The organism is Methylotenera sp. G11, assembly GCF_000799735.1.
GTDB lineage: Bacteria > Pseudomonadota > Gammaproteobacteria > Burkholderiales > Methylophilaceae > Methylotenera.
This window is the reverse complement of the sequence record NZ_JUHH01000001.1, coordinates 479,066-501,181: the sequence shown is the minus strand read 5'-3', so window position 1 is coordinate 501,181 and position 22,116 is coordinate 479,066. Positions and strand designations below refer to the sequence as shown.

General features: G+C 48.5%; 22 protein-coding genes. 17 read left to right on the top strand and 5 right to left on the bottom strand.

What is annotated here, in order from left to right; all coding sequences use genetic code 11:
- The 7 genes from bamA (at position 1) to rnhB (ending at position 7,084) form a co-directional block, all read left to right on the top strand.
- On the top strand, positions 1–2,331 hold the full coding sequence (gene bamA, locus GQ51_RS02350; protein WP_047549331.1) for an outer membrane protein assembly factor BamA: 2,331 nt from the start codon (positions 1–3) through the stop codon (positions 2,329–2,331).
- Between the two features lie 120 nt (positions 2,332–2,451).
- The gene (locus tag GQ51_RS02345; protein ID WP_081987160.1) at positions 2,452–2,928 is read left to right on the top strand and encodes an OmpH family outer membrane protein; all 477 of its coding nucleotides are present in this window, start codon (positions 2,452–2,454) and stop codon (positions 2,926–2,928) included.
- A 37-nt stretch (positions 2,929–2,965) separates the two neighbouring features.
- Positions 2,966–4,003, top strand: a complete 1,038-nt coding sequence (gene lpxD / locus GQ51_RS02340) for a UDP-3-O-(3-hydroxymyristoyl)glucosamine N-acyltransferase (protein ID WP_047549325.1) — start codon at positions 2,966–2,968, stop codon at positions 4,001–4,003.
- Between the two features lie 56 nt (positions 4,004–4,059).
- Positions 4,060–4,527 (top strand): 3-hydroxyacyl-ACP dehydratase FabZ, encoded by a 468-nt coding sequence (gene fabZ, locus GQ51_RS02335; protein WP_047549322.1) that lies wholly within the window; start codon positions 4,060–4,062, stop codon positions 4,525–4,527.
- A gap of 50 nt (positions 4,528–4,577) precedes the next feature.
- Positions 4,578–5,360: an acyl-ACP--UDP-N-acetylglucosamine O-acyltransferase gene (lpxA, locus tag GQ51_RS02330; RefSeq protein ID WP_047549319.1), complete on the top strand. Its 783-nt coding sequence runs from the start codon at positions 4,578–4,580 to the stop codon at positions 5,358–5,360.
- 9 nt (positions 5,361–5,369) lie between these two features.
- Positions 5,370–6,503 carry a lipid-A-disaccharide synthase gene (gene lpxB / locus GQ51_RS02325; protein ID WP_047549316.1) on the top strand — a complete coding sequence of 378 codons (1,134 nt, stop codon included), beginning with the start codon at positions 5,370–5,372 and terminating at the stop codon, positions 6,501–6,503.
- Positions 6,500–7,084: a ribonuclease HII gene (gene rnhB, locus GQ51_RS02320; protein ID WP_047549313.1), complete on the top strand. Its 585-nt coding sequence runs from the start codon at positions 6,500–6,502 to the stop codon at positions 7,082–7,084. The genes lpxB and rnhB overlap by 4 nt, the downstream gene beginning before the upstream one ends.
- Positions 7,085–7,105: 21 nt before the next feature.
- On the opposite strand, the gene GQ51_RS02315 is transcribed toward rnhB, so the two are convergent.
- From GQ51_RS02315 to GQ51_RS02295, 5 genes are all read right to left on the bottom strand, one after another.
- Positions 7,106–7,828, bottom strand: coding sequence for an SAM-dependent methyltransferase (locus GQ51_RS02315; RefSeq protein ID WP_047549310.1), 723 nt, complete (start codon positions 7,826–7,828; stop codon positions 7,106–7,108).
- 3 nt (positions 7,829–7,831) lie between these two features.
- Entirely contained in the window at positions 7,832–9,277 is a 1,446-nt protein-coding gene (locus tag GQ51_RS02310; RefSeq protein ID WP_047549307.1) for a DUF4139 domain-containing protein, read from the bottom strand.
- 64 nt (positions 9,278–9,341) lie between these two features.
- A complete protein-coding gene (locus GQ51_RS02305) occupies positions 9,342–9,923 on the bottom strand; it encodes a Maf family nucleotide pyrophosphatase (protein ID WP_047549304.1) in 582 nt (193 codons plus the stop codon).
- A gap of 69 nt (positions 9,924–9,992) precedes the next feature.
- Positions 9,993–11,840, bottom strand: coding sequence for a sodium-extruding oxaloacetate decarboxylase subunit alpha (gene oadA / locus GQ51_RS02300; protein ID WP_047549301.1), 1,848 nt, complete (start codon positions 11,838–11,840; stop codon positions 9,993–9,995).
- Between the two features lie 67 nt (positions 11,841–11,907).
- Positions 11,908–13,326, bottom strand: a complete 1,419-nt coding sequence (locus GQ51_RS02295) for an acetyl-CoA carboxylase biotin carboxylase subunit (protein WP_047549298.1) — start codon at positions 13,324–13,326, stop codon at positions 11,908–11,910.
- 138 nt (positions 13,327–13,464) lie between these two features.
- Here GQ51_RS02295 and GQ51_RS02290 point away from each other — a divergent pair, with 138 nt between their 5' ends.
- The 10 genes from GQ51_RS02290 to mltG all read left to right on the top strand — a co-directional run bounded on the left by GQ51_RS02290 (position 13,465) and on the right by mltG (position 22,113).
- Positions 13,465–14,007, top strand: a complete 543-nt coding sequence (locus GQ51_RS02290; protein WP_047549295.1) for a YceD family protein — start codon at positions 13,465–13,467, stop codon at positions 14,005–14,007.
- Positions 14,008–14,162: 155 nt separating this feature from the next.
- Positions 14,163–14,342: a 50S ribosomal protein L32 gene (gene rpmF, locus GQ51_RS12220; RefSeq protein ID WP_081987069.1), complete on the top strand. Its 180-nt coding sequence runs from the start codon at positions 14,163–14,165 to the stop codon at positions 14,340–14,342.
- Between the two features lie 421 nt (positions 14,343–14,763).
- Positions 14,764–15,810: a phosphate acyltransferase PlsX gene (plsX, locus tag GQ51_RS02285; protein ID WP_047549292.1), complete on the top strand. Its 1,047-nt coding sequence runs from the start codon at positions 14,764–14,766 to the stop codon at positions 15,808–15,810.
- Positions 15,807–16,763: a beta-ketoacyl-ACP synthase III gene (locus tag GQ51_RS02280; protein ID WP_047549289.1), complete on the top strand. Its 957-nt coding sequence runs from the start codon at positions 15,807–15,809 to the stop codon at positions 16,761–16,763. The genes plsX and GQ51_RS02280 overlap by 4 nt, the downstream gene beginning before the upstream one ends.
- A gap of 37 nt (positions 16,764–16,800) precedes the next feature.
- On the top strand, positions 16,801–17,727 hold the full coding sequence (gene fabD, locus GQ51_RS02275) for an ACP S-malonyltransferase (protein ID WP_047549286.1): 927 nt from the start codon (positions 16,801–16,803) through the stop codon (positions 17,725–17,727).
- A gap of 27 nt (positions 17,728–17,754) precedes the next feature.
- Entirely contained in the window at positions 17,755–18,495 is a 741-nt protein-coding gene (fabG, locus tag GQ51_RS02270) for a 3-oxoacyl-ACP reductase FabG (RefSeq protein WP_047549284.1), read from the top strand.
- 128 nt (positions 18,496–18,623) lie between these two features.
- Positions 18,624–18,860 (top strand): acyl carrier protein, encoded by a 237-nt coding sequence (acpP, locus tag GQ51_RS02265; protein WP_047549281.1) that lies wholly within the window; start codon positions 18,624–18,626, stop codon positions 18,858–18,860.
- Positions 18,861–18,945: 85 nt separating this feature from the next.
- Positions 18,946–20,178 (top strand): beta-ketoacyl-ACP synthase II, encoded by a 1,233-nt coding sequence (fabF, locus tag GQ51_RS02260; protein WP_047549279.1) that lies wholly within the window; start codon positions 18,946–18,948, stop codon positions 20,176–20,178.
- Positions 20,179–20,288: 110 nt separating this feature from the next.
- Positions 20,289–21,125, top strand: a complete 837-nt coding sequence (pabC, locus tag GQ51_RS02255; RefSeq protein ID WP_047549277.1) for an aminodeoxychorismate lyase — start codon at positions 20,289–20,291, stop codon at positions 21,123–21,125.
- A complete protein-coding gene (gene mltG / locus GQ51_RS02250) occupies positions 21,118–22,113 on the top strand; it encodes an endolytic transglycosylase MltG (RefSeq protein WP_047549274.1) in 996 nt (331 codons plus the stop codon). The genes pabC and mltG overlap by 8 nt, the downstream gene beginning before the upstream one ends.
- Positions 22,114–22,116: the final 3 nt, after the last annotated feature.

Here is a 22,116-nt window from a genome sequence, read left to right as displayed (position 1 = left end):
ATGGCTATTCAACACTTGAAACAAAAAAATATTAAACTCAAGTCTATATTGCTGCTGGTTTCGGGCTTATACGCAAGCTCGGCGGCAGCACTTGAGCCCTTCGTAGTTAAAGACATCCGGGTCGAGGGGATTCAGCGTACAGAAGCCGGTACTGTTTTTAGTTACTTGCCTGTCAAAGTCGGCGAGACGATGAATGATGACCTGGCTTCACAGGCGATCAAATCTCTTTATGGCACCGGATTTTTCAAGGATGTACGCATCGAGGCGGAAGGCGATGTTCTGGTCGTAACAGTGCAAGAGCGTTCTGCCATTTCTCAAATTGACTTCAGCGGCAACAAATCATTCCCTACCGATAAAATGAAAGAGGGTTTGAAACAGATCGGCATCACCGAAGGCCAGATTTTTGATAAATCACAACTGGACCGCGCAGAGCAGGAAATCAAGCGGCAGTATCTGTCGCAAGGCAAATATGGTGCAACGGTCAAAGCGACGGTTTCTCCGCTTGAGCGTAACCGTGTTGCTGTCCGCTTTGATATTGAAGAAGGTGTTGTTTCCAAAATCCGTGATATCAACATTGTCGGCAACCAGGCTTTCAGCACCGAGGATCTACGGGCTGAGTTCCTGCTGACTACGCCAAACTGGATGAGTTGGTGGAATAAGGACGACCAGTACTCCAAACAAAAGCTGAATGCCGACCTGGAAACACTGCGTTCTTTCTATATGAACCGGGGCTATCTTGAATTCAATATCGATTCTACGCAGGTATCGATAACGCCGGATAAAAAAGACATCTACATTACGGTCAATATCACCGAAGGCGAGAAATACACGATTTCAGAAGTGAAACTGGCCGGCGAAACCCTGGTGCCCGAGGACGAACTGCGCCAGTTGATGCAGGTTCAGGCCGGCGATACTTTCAGCCGTGAAAAAGTGACGCAGACCAGCAAAGCCATCAGTGACCGATTAAGCGATGACGGCTACGCTTTTTCAAACGTCAATCCGGTGCCGGAACTTGATAAGGAAAAACATACAGCCGCGTTCACCTTTTTTGTCGACCCTGGTAAACGTGTGTACGTACGCCGCATCAACATTGCCGGCAACACACGCACGCGTGACGAGGTCATTCGCCGTGAAATCCGTCAGCTGGAGTCCGCTTGGTATGCTTCAAACAAAATCAATCGATCGAAAGAGCGCATCAGGCGTACCGACTATTTCTCGGACGTGAATGTGGAAACACCGGCAGTACCCGGTACATCAGACCAAGTGGATCTGAATATCAGTGTCGTTGAAAAATCTACAGGCAGCGTACAGTTTGGTGCCGGCCTGTCAAGTAGCCAGGGTGTTGTGTTTGGTGTTACAGTGAACCAGAATAACTTCCTGGGCACAGGCAACCGCGTAAGTGCCCAGGTGAATACGGGTAAATATAATACGGTTTACTCTTTATCGTTCACTGACCCTTATTTCACGCCAGATGGGGTAAGCAGGGGTATTGACCTGTATCGTCGCGATGTAGATACCAGCAAATTGAACAACGTTGGCTCTTACCAGTCATCATCATACGGCGCGGGTTTACGCTTTGGCATTCCATTAAATGAACGTGACGGCATTAACTTCGGTATCGCAGCTGACTTCACTACTATTGATTTAAACAGTGACAGCCCTAAACGATATAGAGATTACTGCGGCCTGAACAGCAGCGGTTGCAGCAGTGATTCCGTAGTGGTATCAGCCGGCTGGACGCACGACTCAAGGGATACCGTATTTTTCCCGACCAAAGGTGTGCTGCAGCGCTTGACTGCGGAAGTATCATTGCCCGTGCTGGATCTGGAATATTACAAGCTTGACTATAAACAATCCTGGTATAAAGAGGTATTCAGCGGGTATACCTTTATGCTGAACGGTGAAATTGGTTATGCCGATACATACGGCAACGAAAAATATCCGTTCTTTAAAAACTACTATATGGGCGGTGTAAGCTCCGTTCGAGGCTACCAGAACGGCACATTGGGACCCAAAGACTATGACCCTGTAACCAACAGGCAATACTCTGTAGGCGGCACCAAGCGCCTGCTTGGTAATGCCGAGTTATTTTTCCCTGTTCCCGGTATGAAAAACTCAAGCCAGTTTAAAATGAGTGCTTTTGTAGATGCCGGTAACGTGTATGGCGCTAACGAAACTTACAGCCTAGGCGATCTCAGGTATTCAGCCGGTATCGGTGCAAGCTGGATTTCACCGTTTGGCCCGCTGAAAGTCGTCTATGCCAAAGCACTTAACAGTGCAGCTGGCGATGATACGCAGTCCATACAGTTCCAGATGGGTCAGCAGTTCTAATTTAAGCTCTGTAGAAGTATGCAAACAGAGGCTTTGCGATGTCTTATGGCATAATACGACGAAGACAGAAGTGTAGGTTTTAGGAGAAATTAATTGAATAAAATTTTCAAAAGTTTAGTAATGGCGGGATTGGTGACCTTTGCAGTGAATGCGCAATCTGCAGACCTGAAAGTCGGCTACGTACAGGTTGATAAAATTCTGCAGGAAGCGCCGCAGACAGCTGAGAGCGGAAAAAAACTCGAGCGCGAGTTCAGCCCGCGTTCACAGGAACTGGACCGTATGGCTAAACAGATCAAAGATCTTGAAGCGACTCTGGATAAGGAAGGTTTGACTATTTCCGAAGCCGAGCGACGCAACAAGGAGCGTGATGTCCAGAATATTAAAATTGAATTTCAGCGCAAACAGAGAGAACTGCGGGAAGATATTAATTTACGCAAGAATGAAGAACTGGGTTCTTTGCAAGACCGCGTGAATAAAGCAGTTCAATCTGTTTCTGAAGCTGAAGGTTATGATCTTGTTGTTTACAGCGGTGTCGCTTACGCAAGTAAAAAAATCGATATCACCGACAAAGTGCTGAAGATGCTGGGTAAAAAGTAATCAGGCAGCCAGTGCGAACAGATGTGCGTTTATATAAATGAGTAAGCAATACTCGCTTGATGAGATTGTCAGTGCCTTAGGTGGAATTGTCGTTGGAGATGGCAGTACATTGATCCGGCGCGTATCGTCTCTTGCCAATGCAAAAGCAGGCGATATCAGCTTTGTGAGTGATTCTAAATATCAAAAAGCTGTTGCTGCAAGCCAGGCCAGCGCTTTTATATTAAAGCATGCGCATACCGAATTAACGACAGCAGCAAAAATCATCACCGACAACCCGTATGCCTATTTTGCTAAAGTATCGGCATTTTTAAACCCGGTCACTGTTGCACCGGCAGGCATTGCATCTACGGCGGTTGTTGCCGCTTCTGCCCAGATTCCTGGCTCATGCAGCATCGGAGCATTGGTAGTCATAGGTGAAAATGTCGTTTTGGGTGAACACGTCATCGTCGGCAGCGGCTGTGTGATAGAAAATGATGTTGCTATTGCCGACCATACGCGCTTGGAACCCAATGTTACGATCAAGCACCATTGTGAAATCGGTAAAAACTGCCATATCTTTTCTGGCGCAGTTATCGGCTCTGATGGCTTTGGCTATGCGGAAGAAGGCGGCCGCTGGATTAAAATCCCGCAGGTTGGCCGCGCAATTCTGCAAGACAATGTGGATGTCGGTGCGAACACCACAATAGACCGCGGCGCCCTGGATGACACCATCATCGAAGAAGGGGTAAAGCTTGATAACCTGATTCAGATCGGCCACAACTGCGTGATAGGCGCACATAGTGTTATTGCCGGCTGTGTAGGCATTGCCGGTAGCGCCCGCATTGGTAGACACTGCAAAATTGGTGGCGCAGCGATGGTGTTGGGGCATCTGGAAATAGCGGATAACGTTACAATTTCTCCTGGCAGCATGATTACACGCTCCCTGGCCACTGCTGACACTTATACAGCCTTGATGCCATTCCAGACGCATCGCGCATGGCTTAACACCGCTGCTAAAATACGCCATCTGGACGATTTTGCAGATAAAATCAAGTCGCTGGAAAAAGAGATTGCATTATTAAAATCTCAACAATAACTTTTCGTAAAAAATAATTAATAAAATCACACTCTTAAAAGCAGGCTGAAATCATCATGACAAATACAGTAGACACTACCGGCATGGATATCCATGAAATTCTGGAACACTTACCACATCGTTATCCATTTGTGCTGGTAGACCGTGTCGTGTCTTTGGAACTAGGTAAAGAAATTGTTGCGATTAAGAATGTCAGCGTAAATGAACCGTATTTCCCTGGTCATTTTCCATATCACCCGGTGATGCCTGGTGTTTTGATTGTTGAGGCAATGGCACAGGCCGCAGCCATTCTGTCTTTCAAGACCATGGACACAAAACCAAGTGATGATTCTGTGTATTATTTTGCAGGCATTGATAGCGCGCGCTTTAAAAAGCCAGTTTCACCCGGTGACCAGATTATCCTGAATGTCAAAATTGACCGTATCCTGAAAGGCATCTGGAAATATACCGGCGTAGCCAGCGTTGATGGCACTGTCGTTGCCGAAGCGCAAATGATGTGTATATTGAAAGCCATTGAAAAATAAGCGTGTACGGCTAAGTAGCAACAGTTAATAGAAAAACAAGTGACGTAATAATGCAGACTGCAAAAATCCATCCAACCGCAATCATTGATCCTTCCGCACAGTTAGATTCAAGTGTGGAGGTAGGCGCTTATTCTATTATTGGCCCCGACGTCAAGATTGATGCGGGAACCCGTATCAGCAGCCATGTATCTATCAATGGTTGTACCACTATTGGTAAGAACAACCAGATTTTCCAGTTTTCATCACTGGGCGAAGTGCCACAGGATAAAAAATACAAGGATGAACCCACCTTGCTGGAAATCGGCGATAACAATACCATTCGCGAATTCTGCACATTCAACCGCGGCACGATTCAAGACAAAGGCACAACCAAGATCGGCAACGGCAACTGGATCATGGCTTATGTGCATATCGCGCATGACTGCCAGGTCGGCAATAACACCATCTTTGCAAACAACTCCTCACTGGCTGGTCATGTGGACGTCTACGACTACGCAATTCTGGGCGGCTTTACCTTGATACACCAGTTCTGCAAAATCGGCTCCCACGTCATTACAGCAGTCGGATCAGTAGTTTTTAAGGATATTCCAACCTACGTGACCGCTGCCGGTTATGATGCAAAACCGCATGGCATTAATGCTGAGGGCTTGAAACGACGCGGTTTTTCAGCAGAAAGCATCCTGCAGATCAAGCGCGCCTATAAAACGCTGTATCGTAAAGGCTTGTCGCTGGATGAGGCAAAAACTGAGTTGCTGGCCATGCATTCTGAAACACCCGAAATAGCCTTGCTGACGGACTTTCTGAACGCATCTACGCGCGGCATCATTCGCTAGAGCGCTGCTATGGTCAGAATTGGTATTGTAGCTGGTGAGGCTTCAGGCGACCTGCTTGGCAGCCATCTTATCCGTGCTTTGAAGCAACAGCGCCCGGATATTGAGTTTGTCGGCATTGCCGGCCCTAAAATGATGAACGAAGGTGCGCAGTCTCTGTTTCCTATCGAGAGGCTATCCATACGCGGTTACCTTGAAGTGCTCAAACACCTTTGGGGACTGCTTAAACTCAGGCGTCAGTTATTGAATCATTTCATAGAGAACCGCCTGGATTTATTTATTGGCATAGATGCGCCTGATTTTAATTTCTGGCTGGAAAGGAAATTGAAAAACAAAGGTGTTAAAACCATACATTATGTCAGCCCATCAATTTGGGCATGGCGCAAAAACCGCATCAAAAAAATCAAGCATGCAGTAACTGAAATACTGGCGTTATTTCCTTTTGAGCCGGCACTGTACCGGAGCGCCGGCATTTCCGTGAGTTACGTAGGCCATCCGCTGGCCGACATGCTACCGCTAGTACCTGATGTTGCAGGGGCACGCGAAACACTGAAGCTGGATAGCTCAGTACTTATTGTAGCAATGCTGCCTGGCAGCCGTCAGAGTGAAGTGCAGCAGCATGCGGATCTGTTTGTTCAGGCAGCAAAACTCATCCATGCTGTGCGCCCTGATGCCAAATTCCTTGTGCCATTAATTACACGCGAAACACGCCGCATTTTTGAGCTGGTAATTTTTAATGAACCTGAAAAATTACCGCTGGAACTTTTATTTGGCCATGCGCATGACGCAATGGAAGCTGCAGACGTCGTGATTGTTGCTTCGGGCACCGCAACCCTGGAAGCTGCATTACTCAAAAAACCTATGGTGATCACTTACCGCATGCCTAAATTGAGCTGGCAGCTATTAAAGCGCATGCGCTTGCAGCCTTATGTTGGCTTACCGAATGTGCTGGCGGAAAGGTTTGTTGTACCGGAGTTATTGCAGGACGATGCCACTCCGGAAAAACTGGCAGAAGCAGCCCTGAATCTGGTGAACGACAAAAACAAGCTGCTGGAGATTCAGCAGGAGTTTACCCAGATTCACCATAGCTTACGTCAGAACACTGCCGAAAAAGCCGCCGCAGCGGTTTTGGCTTACCTGAAATGACCTCGACCATGCTGATCTGCGGCGTAGACGAAGCAGGTCGTGGCCCCTTGGCTGGCAGCGTATATGCAGCAGCGGTCATCCTTGACCCCAGCCGGCCAATCGTCGGCCTTGCGGATTCCAAGAAGCTTTCGGAGAAAAAGCGCGATTTTCTGGCTGTCGAAATTAAAAGAAAATCGCTGGCTTGGGCAATTGCCAGCTGCAGCGCCGAAGAAATTGATGAGATCAACATTCTGCAGGCAAGTCTGCTGGCAATGAAGCGCGCCATAGAAATGCTGGAGACGCTGCCCGACCTGGTACAGGTCGACGGGAATAAATGTCCGAAGATTGCCTTGCCATGTGAAGCAATTGTCAAAGGGGATAGCAAGGTACAGGCGATTTCTGCTGCATCCATCCTTGCCAAGACTGCACGTGATGCAGAGCTTTATGCGCTCGATGTGCAATATCCGCAATATGGCTTTGCAAAACACAAAGGATATCCGACACCTTACCATCTGGAAATGCTCAGTACACATGGGGTATCAGCGGTACATAGGCGCAGTTATGCACCGGTTAGAACATTACTGGCCAATAACCTAAGCTAGAGTCACTTAGACCGGAATCACTTAGGCCAGTAACAGAAACACTGCCGGTTTCTTATGCAGGTCGGGCAATGGCTGTTGCTTCCAGGCTTTAATGCTGCGGCTGATAATCAATTCATCATCCAAACTGATATTGCATGCGACACACAGTTTGGTTTCAGGATGGCAATGCGCCAGGATATCTGCCAGCAGATGCTGATTGCGATAGGGCGTTTCAATAAAGATCTGTGTCTCGGCAGATTTCTGCGAGAGTTTTTCGATTTCTTTCAGGCGTTGCACGCGCGCCGCTTTGTCGGCAGGCAAATATCCCAGAAAAGTAAAGCGCTGGCCATTGAAGCCGGAAGCCATCAGGCTCAGCAGGATAGAACTGGGGCCAACCAGCGGTGTGACGCGTATGCCTTTCTGGTGAGCCAGTGCCGCCAGCTTTGCACCTGGGTCCGCAATGCCGGGGCATCCGGCTTCGCTCATAACGCCTACATTCTTACCTGCCAGCAGCGGGGCAAGCAATGCAGGAATTGCTTTATCCTCGGTATGCTCGTTGAGTGTCAGCAAGGTAAGCTCGCGCACTGGTTTCAGGGTTTTCATCAGGCCCAGGAAATGCCGTGCGGTTTTTTCATTTTCCACCACAAACACTTCCAGGTTCTGTGCGATGCGAATCACATCCGGCGGCAATGCCCGCGCCAGGTTATCGTCGCCCAGCGTAACAGGAATGAAAAACAGGGTGCCGAAGGCAGTAGGGGCTGTCATTAATTAATACTTTACTTGTACACGGTAGTTTAAAATGGTTTTGCCTTCAGCAGGTATCTCTATTTTCCATACCGCTGTATTGCTCGCGGCCTTTTGGCTGGCATGGCTTTCTTTCAGGATTTTCCAGTCTCCGGGTATCGGCTCCTGAACCGTCACAACAATGGGTTCTTTCTTTGCGTTCTTGAGCACGATTTCATATGCGCTCTCGGATAAATTATTTCCTTTTGCAGGGCGAGGCAAGGCCTTGAAGTCTGTCTGTTTTTTATCTGCAGTCACATCAAAAGAATCACCCAGCTTCAGTCGCACAGTTTCATTTTTAGGCGTATGGTCGATCTGGTCCTCACCCACAAACTGCGCATTGCCCTGGCTGTCTTTTTTATAAACCCGCATGATTCCTTTAGGTAAAGGCATGCCTAGTTTGGCGGCGTCTTTATTATCAAATTCCATAAAGGCAGCGACTTTGATTTTCTGGCCTAAATCCCCATAACTGGAGCCGTAATAGTAATCGGCACCACGCAGCACCAGCTCTTTGCGCGCAGGAATATTAGATGCGGCAAGCAATGCTACCTGCTTGGTCTGGTTTTCCGCTATGGTCGTAGGACGATCCAGGGAGTACAGGTGATACTCAAGTAAAGATTCTTCAGCCATGCCGGCACTATCTTCTGCCATGGCCATGGTCTTATGCATGGCCGCTGCCGCCCGTGGATGGCTTTCCCTCACGGTATTGACATCGCCGGCAACGAGTTGCAGCTTGGCATTGTTGTAGCTGGTGCCACTGGTATTGTTCAGCGTGACCCAGCCAGATAAATCTATACTGTCTTCCTTGGCGTTTAATTCGGCAACATAATCAGCTTTCCAGCCCAGGCCTCCGGTTAAGTAACTGAGCTCTACAGTCTGCACGGAAGCGGCTTTACTGTTAAGTTTTGTCACCAGGGTCGGGCGGTCACGCAGATTGGCGGGCACGTCATCATAAATGATACGGCCAGGAACTCCGCTTTCAATACGATTGCCGATACGCATTACCACACCGTTGTTTGCTGACAGCACCGTTGCCTGTTCCGTCGTTTCTACGCCAGTAGCCTGGTTAATCCTGGCTACCGTTACATTTTTACCTACATACTTTTCAAGCAGCTTTTGTGGGGTCAGCAAGTCAAAATCAAAATTCTGTTCCAGCGTGGTCAAGCTTCCGGCATTGGTCAGGCTGCGGAGCAGGGCAGTCTCAGGCCTGATCTGCGCACTCACGTCACGCAGCGCAAGGCTGTTTAACCCGCTAACAAGGCTGACCTTGCGCTGGTCTTTTACCAGGGCCAGATTGTTATTGTAAATAGTCACGGCAACACTTTGCTGGTCATTGAGCGTACTGCGTATTTCATTCAATTCCGCAGAAACCGCAACAGTAGAAAATGCTGACAAAATAGCGGATGTAATGAGTGTGTATCGAACTGACATGTCGTATTCCTTTTTTTGAGTGGGTTGCCGTACCTGCCGGGGACATCATGCACATCGAGTGCTTTTATATTACTGCGAATCCTTCGTTCTGCAACATGTTAACCAGCGCAATCAAGGGCAGCCCGATTAATGCGTTAGGGTCGTCACCGGTCATTTTTTCTATAATTGCAATACCCAAGCCTTCGGATTTTGCACTACCGGCACAATGGTAAGGCTGTTCTTTTACCAAATAGTTTTCAATCTGTGCATCCGTCAGGTTTCTGAACCTGACAACATAAGGCACAACCTCAGCCTGCATGCTGTTGCTCGCTGCATTGTAAAGGCAAAGCGCGCTATGAAAGGTCACTTCGCGGCCACGCATCAAGCGCAGCTGCCTGGTCGCATTATCATGCGTCAATGGCTTGCCTAGCTGCTGATTATCCAGCGTTGCTACCTGGTCACAGCCTATGATCAGCGCTTCCGTATGCGTGTTGCCGATCTTTCTTGCTTTTACCTGTGCCAGGCGCAGAGCCGTTTGCTGCGGCAACTCACCCGGCAGGGGAGTTTCATCCACATCTGGCGATATGCATGTAAAAGGTACCTGTAAATGCGTGAGTAGTTCACGACGGTAAGGGGAGGATGAGGCAAGTATGAGATTTTTATCCATGATTTTCTGCTGCTAATAAAAAAGCCGACAGTACTATTCTGTCGGCTTTTACGTTAAAAAACAAATTGCTTATTCTGGTTGAATTTCGAGCAAAGCTTCATCAGGCGTTACTGTATCACCTTTGCCTACATTTACCGCAACCACAACACCTGTAGTTGCCGCCTGGATTTCATTCTCCATTTTCATCGCTTCAATCACCAGAACGCCATCGCCCGCTTTGACCTTGTCGCCAACGTTCACTTTAACGGCAACGATGGTTCCCGGCATGGATGTGGTTACATGGCCTGCATGCGAAGCGCGAGGACGGCCGCTTGCCGTGTTGCCGGCAGCTTTTTTCTTGCTGCCGCCTGAGGTAGCGCCACTGCCGGAAACTTCGATTTCACTTAAAGTTTCAACAATCACTTCTTCGGCAATGCCATCGATGGTGACGTAGTATGGACGCTGTTCCTGGCCGGCATGGCCACTGCCGGTTAAATTGATATGGAACGTCTCTCCATGCAAGGTCACTTTAAATTCATTTGGCGCAAAGCGTGCAGCGCTGGATTGTACCGCTGATTTTTCCAGGAGCGCTTCTGGCGTAGCTGAACCTGCATTACGTTCTTGCAGGTAAGTTTTGCCGATATCCGGAAACATTGCATAAGTCAGAACATCTTCCTGGGTTTTTGCAAACAGTTCAGCTTCTGCGGCCAGTTTTTCCATCTCCGGTTCAAGCAGGTCGGCTGGGCGGCAGCTGATGATTTCCTCATTGCCCACAGCTTTTTGCTTAATGCTGTCATCAATCGCAGCTGGTGATTTTCCGTAATGGCCGCGGAAGTAATTTTTTACTTCATTGGTGATGGATTTGTAACGGTCACCTGTCATTACGTTTAACACGGCCTGCGTACCAACGATCTGTGAAGTTGGCGTTACCAGCGGAGGGTAGCCCAGGTCTTTACGTACACGTGGGATCTCAGCCAGCACTTCATCCATGCGATTAAGCGCACCTTGCTCTTTCAGCTGGTTGGATAGGTTGGAAATCATACCGCCTGGGACCTGGTTCACCAGCACGCGTGTATCTACACCGGTAAACTCGCTTTCAAATTGCCAGTATTTTTTACGCACGTCGCGGAAATAGGCGGTGACTTCCTGCAGTGCCTGTAAATCAAGGCCGGTGTCATATTCTGTGCCCTGTAGAGCCGCAACCATGCTTTCAGTGGATGAATGGCTGGCGCCTTCACCGAAAGATGAGTTGCAGGTATCAACAATAGCGGCGCCTGCTTCAATGCCTTTTAACAGGCACATGGCAGATAAACCGGATGTTGCATGGCTGTGCAGATGGATCGGCAAACTCACTGCCGCACGCAATGCTGTCACCAGGTCAGTGGTGGCTGATGGTGTCAGCAATCCTGCCATATCTTTAATTGCGATCGTATCGCAGCCAAATGCCTCAAGTTCTTTCGCCAATGAAACAAAATGTGCAACGTCATGTACCGGGCTTGTGGTGTAGCTGAGCGTTCCTTCAGCATGCTTGCCTACTTTTTTAACGGCTTCAATCGAGGTTTGCAGGTTGCGCATGTCATTCATCGCATCAAAAATGCGGAAAACATCAACGCCGTTATCTGCCGATTTCTGCACGAATGCGCGCACGACGTCGTCGGAGTAGTGACGGTAACCTAACAGGTTCTGGCCACGCAGCAGCATTTGAATGCGGCTGTTCGGCAGCGCTTTACGCAACCTTGCCAGACGCTCCCATGGGTCTTCTTTCAGGAAACGCACACAGGCATCAAATGTTGCGCCGCCCCAGGCTTCGAGTGACCAAAAGCCAATAGAATCAAGCTTTGAACAGATGGGAAGCATATCATCGGTGCGCAGGCGCGTTGCAATGAGTGATTGATGTCCATCACGTAAAACTAATTCGGTAACATGTACTTTTGCCATTTTTTAATCTATCGCTTTAAGGTTTGAGTTAATTTTAAAGGGTTGCCTGCTATCGCTACCAAGGCAACTAAATGCCTTCATGGGCTGCGATTGCTGCAGAAATTGCAGCCGCAATGAGTTCCGGGGGAAGCTCGTTAGCATAATTCGCCAGTTCAGGATGCGACTCCACAAAGCTGGTGTTGAACTCTGCATTTTTGAAGTCCTGATGCTTCAAAATCTGCTGGTAATATGGAATCGTTGTTTTCACGCCATAAATCAGCATATCATCCAGCGCACGGCGACCGCGTTCAATGACGCTGTCCCAATCCAGCGCCCATACCGTGAGTTTTGCACACATGGAATCATAGTAGGGCGGGATCACATAGCCACTGTAAATGGCCGCATCCATACGCACACCGGGGCCGCCCGGGGCATAGTAACGCGTAATCTTGCCAAAACTCGGTAAAAACCCGTTTTTCGGGTCTTCAGCATTGATGCGGAATTCCATCGCATAACCGCGGAACTGTACATCGCTCTGCTGGTATTGCAATGGCAAACCATAAGCAACACGTATCTGCTCCTGCACGATATCGATACCGGTAATCGTTTCCGTTACTGTATGTTCAACTTGCAGGCGGGTATTCATTTCCATGAAATAGAAAGTGTTGTCCGCATCCAGCAGGAACTCTACAGTGCCTGCGTTCTCGTAACCAACTGCTTTAGCCGCTTTAACAGCCAGCCCACCGATATAATCACGCTGCGCCTGGCTCAGTTGCGGTGATGGCGCGATTTCAATCAGCTTCTGATTGCGGCGCTGAATAGAGCAATCTCGCTCAAACAAATGGATTGCGTTGCCTTGTGAGTCAGCCAGCACCTGCACTTCAATATGGCGCGGGGATATGACACATTTCTCAAGGAACACCTCAGGTTTGCCAAAAGCTTTGCTTGCTTCACTGATGACGCGGTCATAATTGCTCAATAATTCTTTTTCGCTGTCACAGCGGCGAATACCGCGGCCGCCGCCGCCGTTGGTCGCTTTAAGCATCACCGGGTAACCAATCTGGGCGGCAAGCGCTATCGCCTCATCCAGATTCTCTAAATTGCCATTGCTGCCAGGCGTGCAGGGTATGCCTGCATTGGTCATTGCATTGCGTGCCTGGATTTTATCGCCCATCTGGCGAATCACATCGGCACAAGGCCCGATGAATTTAATACCGCGGCGCTCGCAGATTTCAGCCAGCTCAGGATTCTCGGACAAGAAACCATAACCCGGATGCAAAGCATCACAGCCTGTCGCCACGGCGAGGTTTACGATATTGTGCGCATTAAGATAGCCAGATACGGGATCTGTACCGATATGGTAAGCCTCATCAGCCTTTTTGACATGCAAAGCCTGACGATCTGCATCTGAATAAATTGCAACGGATTTGATGCCCATTTCTGAGCAAGCGCGTACAATACGCACTGCGATTTCACCGCGGTTAGCAACTAGAATTTTTTTGAACACGTAGTAAACCTTAAAAATTTAATACAAAAACCGCGTAATTGTAGCATGCGCAAGCCGATTGCTAAAACCCCAGCGCTAATTTATGTGCCAATATTTACATTATTTAATACACAATTTAATACACAGTGAAGATTTAAAATGAGTAGCCAACCATTGCTAATTGACAACATTGCTTTTGCCAAAAGAGGTGAACATCTCGCAGGCACCTTATCGCTTGCAGACTGCCCGAGGCTTGCCGAACTTCTGGCGTCGCAGGCGCCCGCGGACAGCAGCGCAACCGGCCACAAAGATGACCTGCAGGGCAGCAGCATCAACTTCACCCTGGATGGCGAAACCAACGCCGCCGGACAGCATTTTTTACACCTTGCACTAAGCGGCACTCTTATTACTTATTGCCAGCGCTGCCTGGAGCAAATGCCGTTCAAACTCGACCTCGATTTCAATTACCTGGTAAGCAATGCAAATATCGACAATGCCGACGCGGCAGGGCTTGAGGATAGTGACGATTATGACCTGCAGGAGGCTAGCCAGAACATGGATCTGCTCGCACTGATAGAGGATGAAGTCATCATGGCGACACCAATTGCCCCATTGCACGCAGGAAACTGTGCTCACGGCGCTATGCAGAGCGGTGAGAAACCCAACCCGTTTGCGGCGCTCAAGGGTTTGATCAAATCATAAAAAGCTTTAATTTAGGCTGACAAAAGCTTTGTTTTATATTATTATTGCGGATTAGTTATTTTTGTAATCTTAAATTAGTGATGCGCTATTCATTTAACCGCATCGGTTTGTAAGTAATTGAGATGATGTTTTAATCATTTTATTGGAGTTTTATTATGGCAGTTCAGCAAAACAAAAAGACACCTTCGAAACGTGGCATGCACCGTTCACATGACTTTTTGACAAATCCACCATTAGCAGTTGAGCCAACGACAGGCGAAACACACTTGCGTCACCACGTTAGCCCAAATGGCTATTACCGTGGTCGTAAAGTATTGCCATCAAAAGGCGAATAACTTTACTTTTCCAAATAAATTCAATACTTTAAGCAATTATTTAGATTGAATTCATTCGGTAGTTAAGAAATCATTTAGCGCCGCTCCAGATATTTGGAGCGGCGTTAGTGTTTTAACGGCGCAAGTATTATTATTTTGCAGTCAAACTGCCAGTTTTTGGCTTACAGGGCATTTCAGTAAATGCATGGCTCGGGATGCGCCTCAGTATAAAACGCGTTCGTTGAGTATTCGCCACCCCATAACAATCGCCACCTGCAATCTAAAATTGCTAAGGCAACAAGATTGGTAGGGAAAGCGCATGATTCATACACAACAAACATGCAACGCAGCAATGCGTCTAGGTGCTTATGCGTCCAGATGTTTATAGAAATACCCTATAGTAATTTGACTAAACCTTACCATTCAGTGAGTATAGAGCTACATGGATATTACAATCGCAATTGATGCAATGGGCGGGGATCATGGTCCGCATGTTACCGTGCCAGCTGCACTCAAAGCACTGGAAGCTGACAATCAACTCAACATCGTATTGGTTGGTTTGCAGGACGCTATAGAAGCCGAACTGAAAAATCGGAAAGCATCCACCAGTCCGCGCCTGCGCATTCACCATGCAAGTGAAGTTGTCACCATGGATGAATCCCCGCAAAGCGCTCTTAAAAACAAAAAAGATTCTTCCATGCGCGTGGCCATTAATCTGGTTAAAAACGGTGAAGCCAACGCCTGCGTCAGTGCGGGCAACACTGGTGCGCTCATGGCTACCGCTCGATTCGTATTAAAAACCCTGCCTGGGATTGATCGCCCGGCGATTGCTTCGGTATTGCCGAGCGAGAAGGGCAATACTTACATGATGGACCTGGGTGCCAACGCAGACTGTACGCCTGAGCATCTTTACCAATTCGCAATCATGGGTGCGATGCTGGTGAGCTGCGTCGAACATAAAGAGCGACCATCTGTAGGCCTGCTTAATATCGGCTCAGAAGATATCAAAGGCAATGAAGTTGTAAAACAGGCCGGCGAACTATTGAAAACCAGCCATCTCAACTTTTACGGCAATGTTGAGGGCGATGACATTTTCAAAGGCACTACCGATCTGGTGGTGTGCGACGGTTTTGTAGGCAATGTTTCACTAAAGACAACCGAAGGCCTTGCCCACATGATGGGCAAGTTCCTGACGCAGGAGTTTAAACGCAACTGGCTCACAAAAATGATGGCCTTGTGCGCAATGCCGGTACTGAAATCTTTCAAGAAGCGCCTGGATCCGCGCCTTTACAATGGCGCCAGTTTTCTGGGGCTGCGCGGCATTGTCGTCAAAAGCCATGGCGGGGCAGATCAGCTAGCATACATTTCTGCGATTCATGTTGCCATTGAAGAAGCACGCAGCGGCGTGTTGCGCCGCATCAGCGAACAGCTCGAAATTGAACACATCAGTACAACGCCCGTTGTACAAACTTCACAGGATACACAATGATATTCTCCAGAATTGCCGGCACAGGCAGCTACCTACCAGCTAAAATCCTTACCAATGCCGAACTGGAACGCATGGTGGACACTACCGATGAATGGATATTTGCACGAACGGGCATTCGTGAGCGTCACATTGCCGCGAGTAATGAATGCACCAGCGACCTGGGCATTGCAGCTGCTAAAATGGCGATTGAAGCTGCCGGTATCGATATTCAGGATATCGACTTACTGGTCGTTGCAACAACGACCCCAGACCGGATTTTCCCCAGCACTGCATGCCTGATACAGAACCAGCTCGGCATCAGGAATAACTCCCCGGCTTTTGATGTACAGGCCGTATGCAGCGGCTTTGTATACGCATTAAGTGTTGCTGACAGCATGATTAAGACCGGGGCAGCTAAAACCGCTTTAGTGATCGGAGCAGAAACCATGTCTCGCATTACTGACTGGACCGATCGCAGCAACTGCATTCTATGGGGCGATGGAGCAGGTGCAGTTATCCTGCAGGCTTCAGACGAGGCAGGCATCATCACTACACATCTGCATGCCAATGGCAGTTATGAAAAATTACTCACTGTACCTGCCGGCGTCTCAAAGCAGGATGGTGATAAAACCATTAAAATGGAAGGCAATGCCGTTTTTAAAATGGCTGTGAATACGCTGGACCAGATCGTGGATGAAACATTGCTGGCAAACGGCATGCAGAAGAGCGATGTAGACTGGCTGGTTCCCCACCAGGCGAATATCCGGATTTTACAAGCCACCGCAAAAAAACTGGACATGGACCTGGACAAGGTGGTCGTCACCGTAGATAAGCACGGCAACACCTCGGCAGCATCAATACCGCTGGCGCTCGATACCGCCGTGCGCGATGGCCGCATCAAACGTGGCGACACCATACTGATGGAAGCGTTTGGCGGCGGCTTCACATGGGGTTCTGCACTAATTAAATATTAATTATTCAAATAGTTATCCAATTTATATAAAGTAATTTATGAAAAATATTGCATTCTTATTTCCCGGTCAGGGCTCTCAGTCAGTAGGCATGATGAGCGGCTTTGCTGATCTCAACATCATTCGCGACACATTTGCTGAAGCATCGGATGTTTTAGGTATTGATTTGTGGGCTATGGCTACAGAAGCCAATGACAGCATCAATGAAACTACCAACACGCAGCCTATGATGCTGACGGCAGGCATCGCTACATGGCGCGCATGGCAGGCAGCTTCAGACAGGCTGCCCACTGTTGTTGCAGGCCACAGCCTGGGCGAATATACCGCATTGGTGGCGTCCGGCGCCATATCATTCAAGGATGCCCTGCCGCTGGTCCGTTACCGCGCAGAAGTCATGCAGAACGCAGTACCGGCAGGGGTTGGCGCCATGGCGGCCATACTTGGCCTCGATGATGAGACCGTACGCGCAGTATGTGCCGAGGCTGCACAGAATGAAGTGCTGGAAGCAGTTAACCTAAACTCCCCAGGCCAAGTGGTGATTGCCGGCAACAAAGCAGCTGTAGACCGCGGCATGGACCTGGCAAAAGCCAAGGGTGCAAAACGCGCACTGCCTTTGCCGGTCAGCGTTCCATCGCATTGCGCACTGATGAAGCCGGCAGCATTGCAGCTTGCCGAGTATCTCAAAAACGTAACTGTCAATACACCGCAGATTCCAGTGCTGCATAACGCGGATGTAGCTTCCTACAGCGACGGCGAGAAAATCAGGGATGCCTTGGTTCGCCAGCTATATAGTCCAGTACGCTGGGTTGAAACTGTACAGGCCATTGCAGCACAAGGCGTTACACAAACAGCCGAGTGCGGCCCCGGAAAAGTGCTGGCAGGGCTCACTAAACGCATCGTAGCTGAACTGCCGTGCGTAGCATTAACCAGCAATGACGCTTTGCTTGAGTTGAAAAACTCAATTTAATTATTTATCTATATTCAGGGGTTCTCTATGTTAACTGGACAAATCGCTTTAGTTACCGGCGCCAGCCGCGGCATTGGCGCTGCCATCGCCATCGAGCTGGGCAAACAAGGCGCGACCGTGATCGGTACCGCCACTTCAGAAAATGGCGCATCATCAATCTCGGGCACCCTGGCTGCCGCCGGCATCAAAGGTGAAGGCATGGCTTTAGATGTCAACGATGCGGCGCAGATTGAAGCTACATTAAAAGCCATCAGCGAGAAATACGGTGAGGTCAGTGTGCTGGTAAATAACGCCGGCATTACACGTGACACCTTGCTGATGCGCATGAAGGATGATGACTGGGATGCAGTATTAAGCACCAACCTGACTTCAGTTTACCGCATGAGCCAGGCAGTATTGCGCCCAATGATGAAAGCCAGAACCGGGCGCATCATCAGCATTTCATCAGTAGTGGGCCATATGGGCAATGCCGGTCAAACCAATTACGCTGCTGCCAAAGCCGGCATGACAGGTTTTACCAAGTCATTGGCGGCAGAAGTGGGCAGCCGGGGCATTACCGTGAACTGTGTCGCACCTGGCTTCATCGAAACCGACATGACGGCGGAACTGCCTGAAGATATCACCACAAAAATGCTGTCACGTATCCCGGTAGGCCGCCTGGGTTCAGTCAAGGAAATAGCTGCGACCGTTGCGTTCCTGGCGTCTCCGAGCGCTGCCTATATCACAGGGGAAACCATACACGTCAATGGCGGAATGTTAATGGTATAGCGCTATTCAGCTTTAAAATAGGCTGAATATGGGTTAAAGTAGTGATTAAGTTTTTTGTATTATTGTTTAGTTTTGGTAGAATACTGACTTAGCTGAATCAAGCTATTTTTTATAAAAGGGGTAATTAGATGTCTGACATCGAACAACGCGTTAAAAAAATTGTTGCTGAACAACTAGGTGCAAATGAAGCTGATGTTAAAAACTCATCATCATTTGTAGATGATTTGGGAGCTGACTCACTGGATACAGTAGAGTTGGTGATGGCGCTAGAAGAAGAGTTTGACTGCGAAATTCCTGATGAAGAAGCAGAAAAAATCACTACAGTTCAATTAGCGATTGATTACATCAATACTAACCTCAAATAAATCCACATTTAAGCAGTAAACCCTGCTCGGGGTTTACTGCTTTTTGCCTTTTTGTTTCTTAATTCTTGTCTTCGAGACTTTTCATATGTCTAAACGTAGAGTTGTCGTTACGGGCCTTGGCGTTGTTTCACCTGTAGGTATCGGTGTAAAAACTGCCTGGGATAATCTTATTGCCGGCAAATCCGGCATCGCGCAAATCACCAAATTCGATGCAAGCGCATTTTCATCAACGATTGCCGGCGAAGTAAAAGACTTCAATGCTGAAGACTTCATACCTGCCAAAGATGCCAGACGGATGGACACTTTCATTCAATATGGTCTGGCAGCGGCTATCGAGGCTGTTAAAGATTCCGGTATCGTTGCAACTGAAGAAAATGCCGAGCGCATCGGCGTTTCAATCGGCTCCGGCATTGGCGGTATGCAGCTGATCGAGGACACTGACCTGCTTTATCAGGCATCCGGCCCGCGCAAGATTTCACCGTTCTTCATTCCCGGCACCATTATCAACATGATTTCCGGTAATTTATCGATCATGTTCGGCTTTAAAGGTCCGAATGTGGCGATTGTGACTGCCTGTACAACAGGTACACACTCTATCGGTGATGCGTCACGCATGATTGAATACGGCGATGCCGACGTGATGATTGCAGGTGGCGCAGAAGCCGCAATCACACGCCTTAGTGTTGGGGGCTTCGCTGCTTCACGTGCACTGTCAACCCGCAATGACGACCCGGCGACAGCTAGCCGTCCATGGGATAAAGACCGCGACGGCTTTGTAATCGGTGAGGGTGCTGGTGTACTGGTACTTGAAGAATACGAACACGCTAAAAAGCGCGGCGCAAAGATCTATGCCGAGCTTAGCGGCTATGGCATGAGTGCGGATGCGTATCACATGACAGCACCCAATATGGACGGTCCTCGCCGCTCAATGCGCAACGCCATGAACAACGCAGGCATCAATGCGGATCAGGTGCAGTTCGTGAATGCGCACGGCACGTCTACACCATTAGGTGATGCCAACGAAACCAATGCTATCAAGGCAGCATTCGGTGACCATGCGCATAAGCTGGTGGTTAACTCAACTAAATCAATGACAGGTCACCTGTTAGGCGGCGCTGGTGGATTGGAGTCTGTGTTTACGGTGTTATCCATCCATCACCAGGTGTCTCCGCCAACCATCAATATTTTCAACCAGGATCCTGAATGCGACCTGGATTACTGTGCAAATACTGCACGGGATATGAAAATCGACTATGCGTTGAAAAACAATTTCGGTTTCGGCGGCACTAACGGTAGCCTGGTGTTTAAAAAAGTCTAAATCCAGCATTACTTTTAGACAATTAGAAAAGCCCGCACAATCACCATTGCGGGCTTTTTTGTTGCTGCCTTATGTAGTGAATTTACAGATGCTATGGTTTAATTACGGCTATGCTACGCAATCATTCATATCTCATTAACGGCAGCCTTGATCAGGCGATTTCTGTCTTTGATCGCGGCTTTTCATATGGCGACGGTGTTTTCCGCACCATGAAAATCCATAATGGCTTGCCCATAAGCTGGCCATTTCATTACCAGAAATTAGTGGCCGACTGCGCGGTGATCGGCATCGTCTGTCCAAGTGCAGAATTGCTGATGAGCGACCTGCAGAAACTGTTTGAAAAAGAGCTTTTCTCTGAAGACCTGACCCAGGTAGCTAAAATCATTATCACGCGCGGTGAAGGTGAAAGAGGTTATGCACCGCCTGTCATTACGGTGCCGACCAGGGTGCTAATAAAATCCGGTTTACCGCATTATGCCGAATCTAATTATCAGCAGGGCGTGCAACTGCATGTCTGCAACATCAGGCTGGCTGCGCAGCCAAAACTTGCCGGCATCAAACATTTAAACCGCCTCGAGAATGTGCTGGCGCGCATGGAATGGCGTGAGGATACGATATTCGACGGCTTGCTGTTAGACCAGTCAGGTAACGTAATAGAATGCACCATGAGCAATGTATTTGCGCGCTTCGGCACTGATCTGTTTACGCCGGATTTAAGCCTGTGCGGCGTTTCCGGCATCACCAGGCAGCGCATATTCGGATTAGGCAACGTACTGGGATTGAACGTTGCGGAGAAATCCTTCACATTGGATCAGCTACTGCAAGCTGACGAAGTGATTATCTGCAATAGCCTGTTCGGCGCATTCCAGGTGACTGGAATCAATAATACCCGTTGGCCGGAGCAAGCTCTGGCTGCCAAAATAAGAGCTGTAGTGTCACATGATTAAAAAAATAAAAAGATGGTTGCTGCTATCCATCATTAGCGCCATATTATTCAGTGCCTGGCTGGTGCATTATGCGATCTCGCCTTTGAAACTTCAGCCCAGCAGCCAGGAAATCCTGATCCAACCCAAGAGCGGGCTTAAAAGCATTGCCAATCAACTGGTTGCACAGGGCGTGTTAAAAGAACCCTGGCGATTTATGTTTCTGGCCAGGTTATTGAACAAAGAGCAATACCTGCAAGCCGGCACCTACACGCTTAACAAAAACATTTCTCCTTACCAGCTGCTGCTGTCATTAAACCATGGCAAGACCACCCAAGGCAGCATCACGTTTATTGAAGGTCGTACTTTCGAACAGATGCGCCAGAAATTGGCGGTTAATGATGCCGTCAGGCAAAGCATAAAAGGCTTATCTGAGGCAGATATCCTGAAATTAATCGGTTCACCGTATACTGTGGCAGAAGGCCTATTTTTTCCGGATACTTTTTATTTTGACCGCAACAGCCCGGATATTGAACTGCTCAGGATCAGTTATAACGCAATGCAGACGAAACTGGAAAAAGCATGGCAGGGCAGAGACCAGAACTTGCCGTATAAGGACAGCTACCAGGCTTTAATCATGGCCTCTATTATTGAAAAAGAGACCGGAAAAGCCGATGAGCGACCAATGATTGCCGGGGTTTTTGTTAACAGGCTGCGCCTGGGCATGCGTTTGCAGACCGATCCTACGGTCATTTACGGCATGGGGATCAGGTTTGATGGCAACATCCGCAAAAAAGACCTGTCTATTGATACGCCTTACAATACCTATACCCGTAGCGGCTTGCCTCCCACACCGATTGCCATGCCGGGGATGGCGGCAATCGAAGCAGCTTTGCATCCAGCTGACACTAAAGCACTGTATTTCGTAGGCAAGGGTGATGGCAGCCACGCGTTTTCCAACAACTTAGACGAACATAACCGTGCAGTCGTCAAATATCAGTTAAAAAAATAACGC

Bases quoted from the DNA above. Each gene is read 5' to 3' on its own strand.
- bamA (WP_047549331.1), top strand. From the start codon at position 1: ATGGCTATTCAACACTTGAAACAAAAAAATATTAAACTCAAGTCTATA.
- GQ51_RS02345 (WP_081987160.1), top strand. From the start codon at position 2,452: ATGGCGGGATTGGTGACCTTTGCAGTGAATGCGCAATCTGCAGACCTG.
- lpxD (WP_047549325.1), top strand. From the start codon at position 2,966: ATGAGTAAGCAATACTCGCTTGATGAGATTGTCAGTGCCTTAGGTGGA.
- fabZ (WP_047549322.1), top strand. From the start codon at position 4,060: ATGACAAATACAGTAGACACTACCGGCATGGATATCCATGAAATTCTG.
- lpxA (WP_047549319.1), top strand. From the start codon at position 4,578: ATGCAGACTGCAAAAATCCATCCAACCGCAATCATTGATCCTTCCGCA.
- lpxB (WP_047549316.1), top strand. From the start codon at position 5,370: ATGGTCAGAATTGGTATTGTAGCTGGTGAGGCTTCAGGCGACCTGCTT.
- rnhB (WP_047549313.1), top strand. From the start codon at position 6,500: ATGACCTCGACCATGCTGATCTGCGGCGTAGACGAAGCAGGTCGTGGC.
- GQ51_RS02315 (WP_047549310.1), bottom strand. From the start codon at position 7,828: ATGACAGCCCCTACTGCCTTCGGCACCCTGTTTTTCATTCCTGTTACG.
- GQ51_RS02310 (WP_047549307.1), bottom strand. From the start codon at position 9,277: ATGTCAGTTCGATACACACTCATTACATCCGCTATTTTGTCAGCATTT.
- GQ51_RS02305 (WP_047549304.1), bottom strand. From the start codon at position 9,923: ATGGATAAAAATCTCATACTTGCCTCATCCTCCCCTTACCGTCGTGAA.
- oadA (WP_047549301.1), bottom strand. From the start codon at position 11,840: ATGGCAAAAGTACATGTTACCGAATTAGTTTTACGTGATGGACATCAA.
- GQ51_RS02290 (WP_047549295.1), top strand. From the start codon at position 13,465: ATGAGTAGCCAACCATTGCTAATTGACAACATTGCTTTTGCCAAAAGA.
- rpmF (WP_081987069.1), top strand. From the start codon at position 14,163: ATGGCAGTTCAGCAAAACAAAAAGACACCTTCGAAACGTGGCATGCAC.
- plsX (WP_047549292.1), top strand. From the start codon at position 14,764: ATGGATATTACAATCGCAATTGATGCAATGGGCGGGGATCATGGTCCG.
- GQ51_RS02280 (WP_047549289.1), top strand. From the start codon at position 15,807: ATGATATTCTCCAGAATTGCCGGCACAGGCAGCTACCTACCAGCTAAA.
- fabD (WP_047549286.1), top strand. From the start codon at position 16,801: ATGAAAAATATTGCATTCTTATTTCCCGGTCAGGGCTCTCAGTCAGTA.
- fabG (WP_047549284.1), top strand. From the start codon at position 17,755: ATGTTAACTGGACAAATCGCTTTAGTTACCGGCGCCAGCCGCGGCATT.
- acpP (WP_047549281.1), top strand. From the start codon at position 18,624: ATGTCTGACATCGAACAACGCGTTAAAAAAATTGTTGCTGAACAACTA.
- fabF (WP_047549279.1), top strand. From the start codon at position 18,946: ATGTCTAAACGTAGAGTTGTCGTTACGGGCCTTGGCGTTGTTTCACCT.
- pabC (WP_047549277.1), top strand. From the start codon at position 20,289: ATGCTACGCAATCATTCATATCTCATTAACGGCAGCCTTGATCAGGCG.
- mltG (WP_047549274.1), top strand. From the start codon at position 21,118: ATGATTAAAAAAATAAAAAGATGGTTGCTGCTATCCATCATTAGCGCC.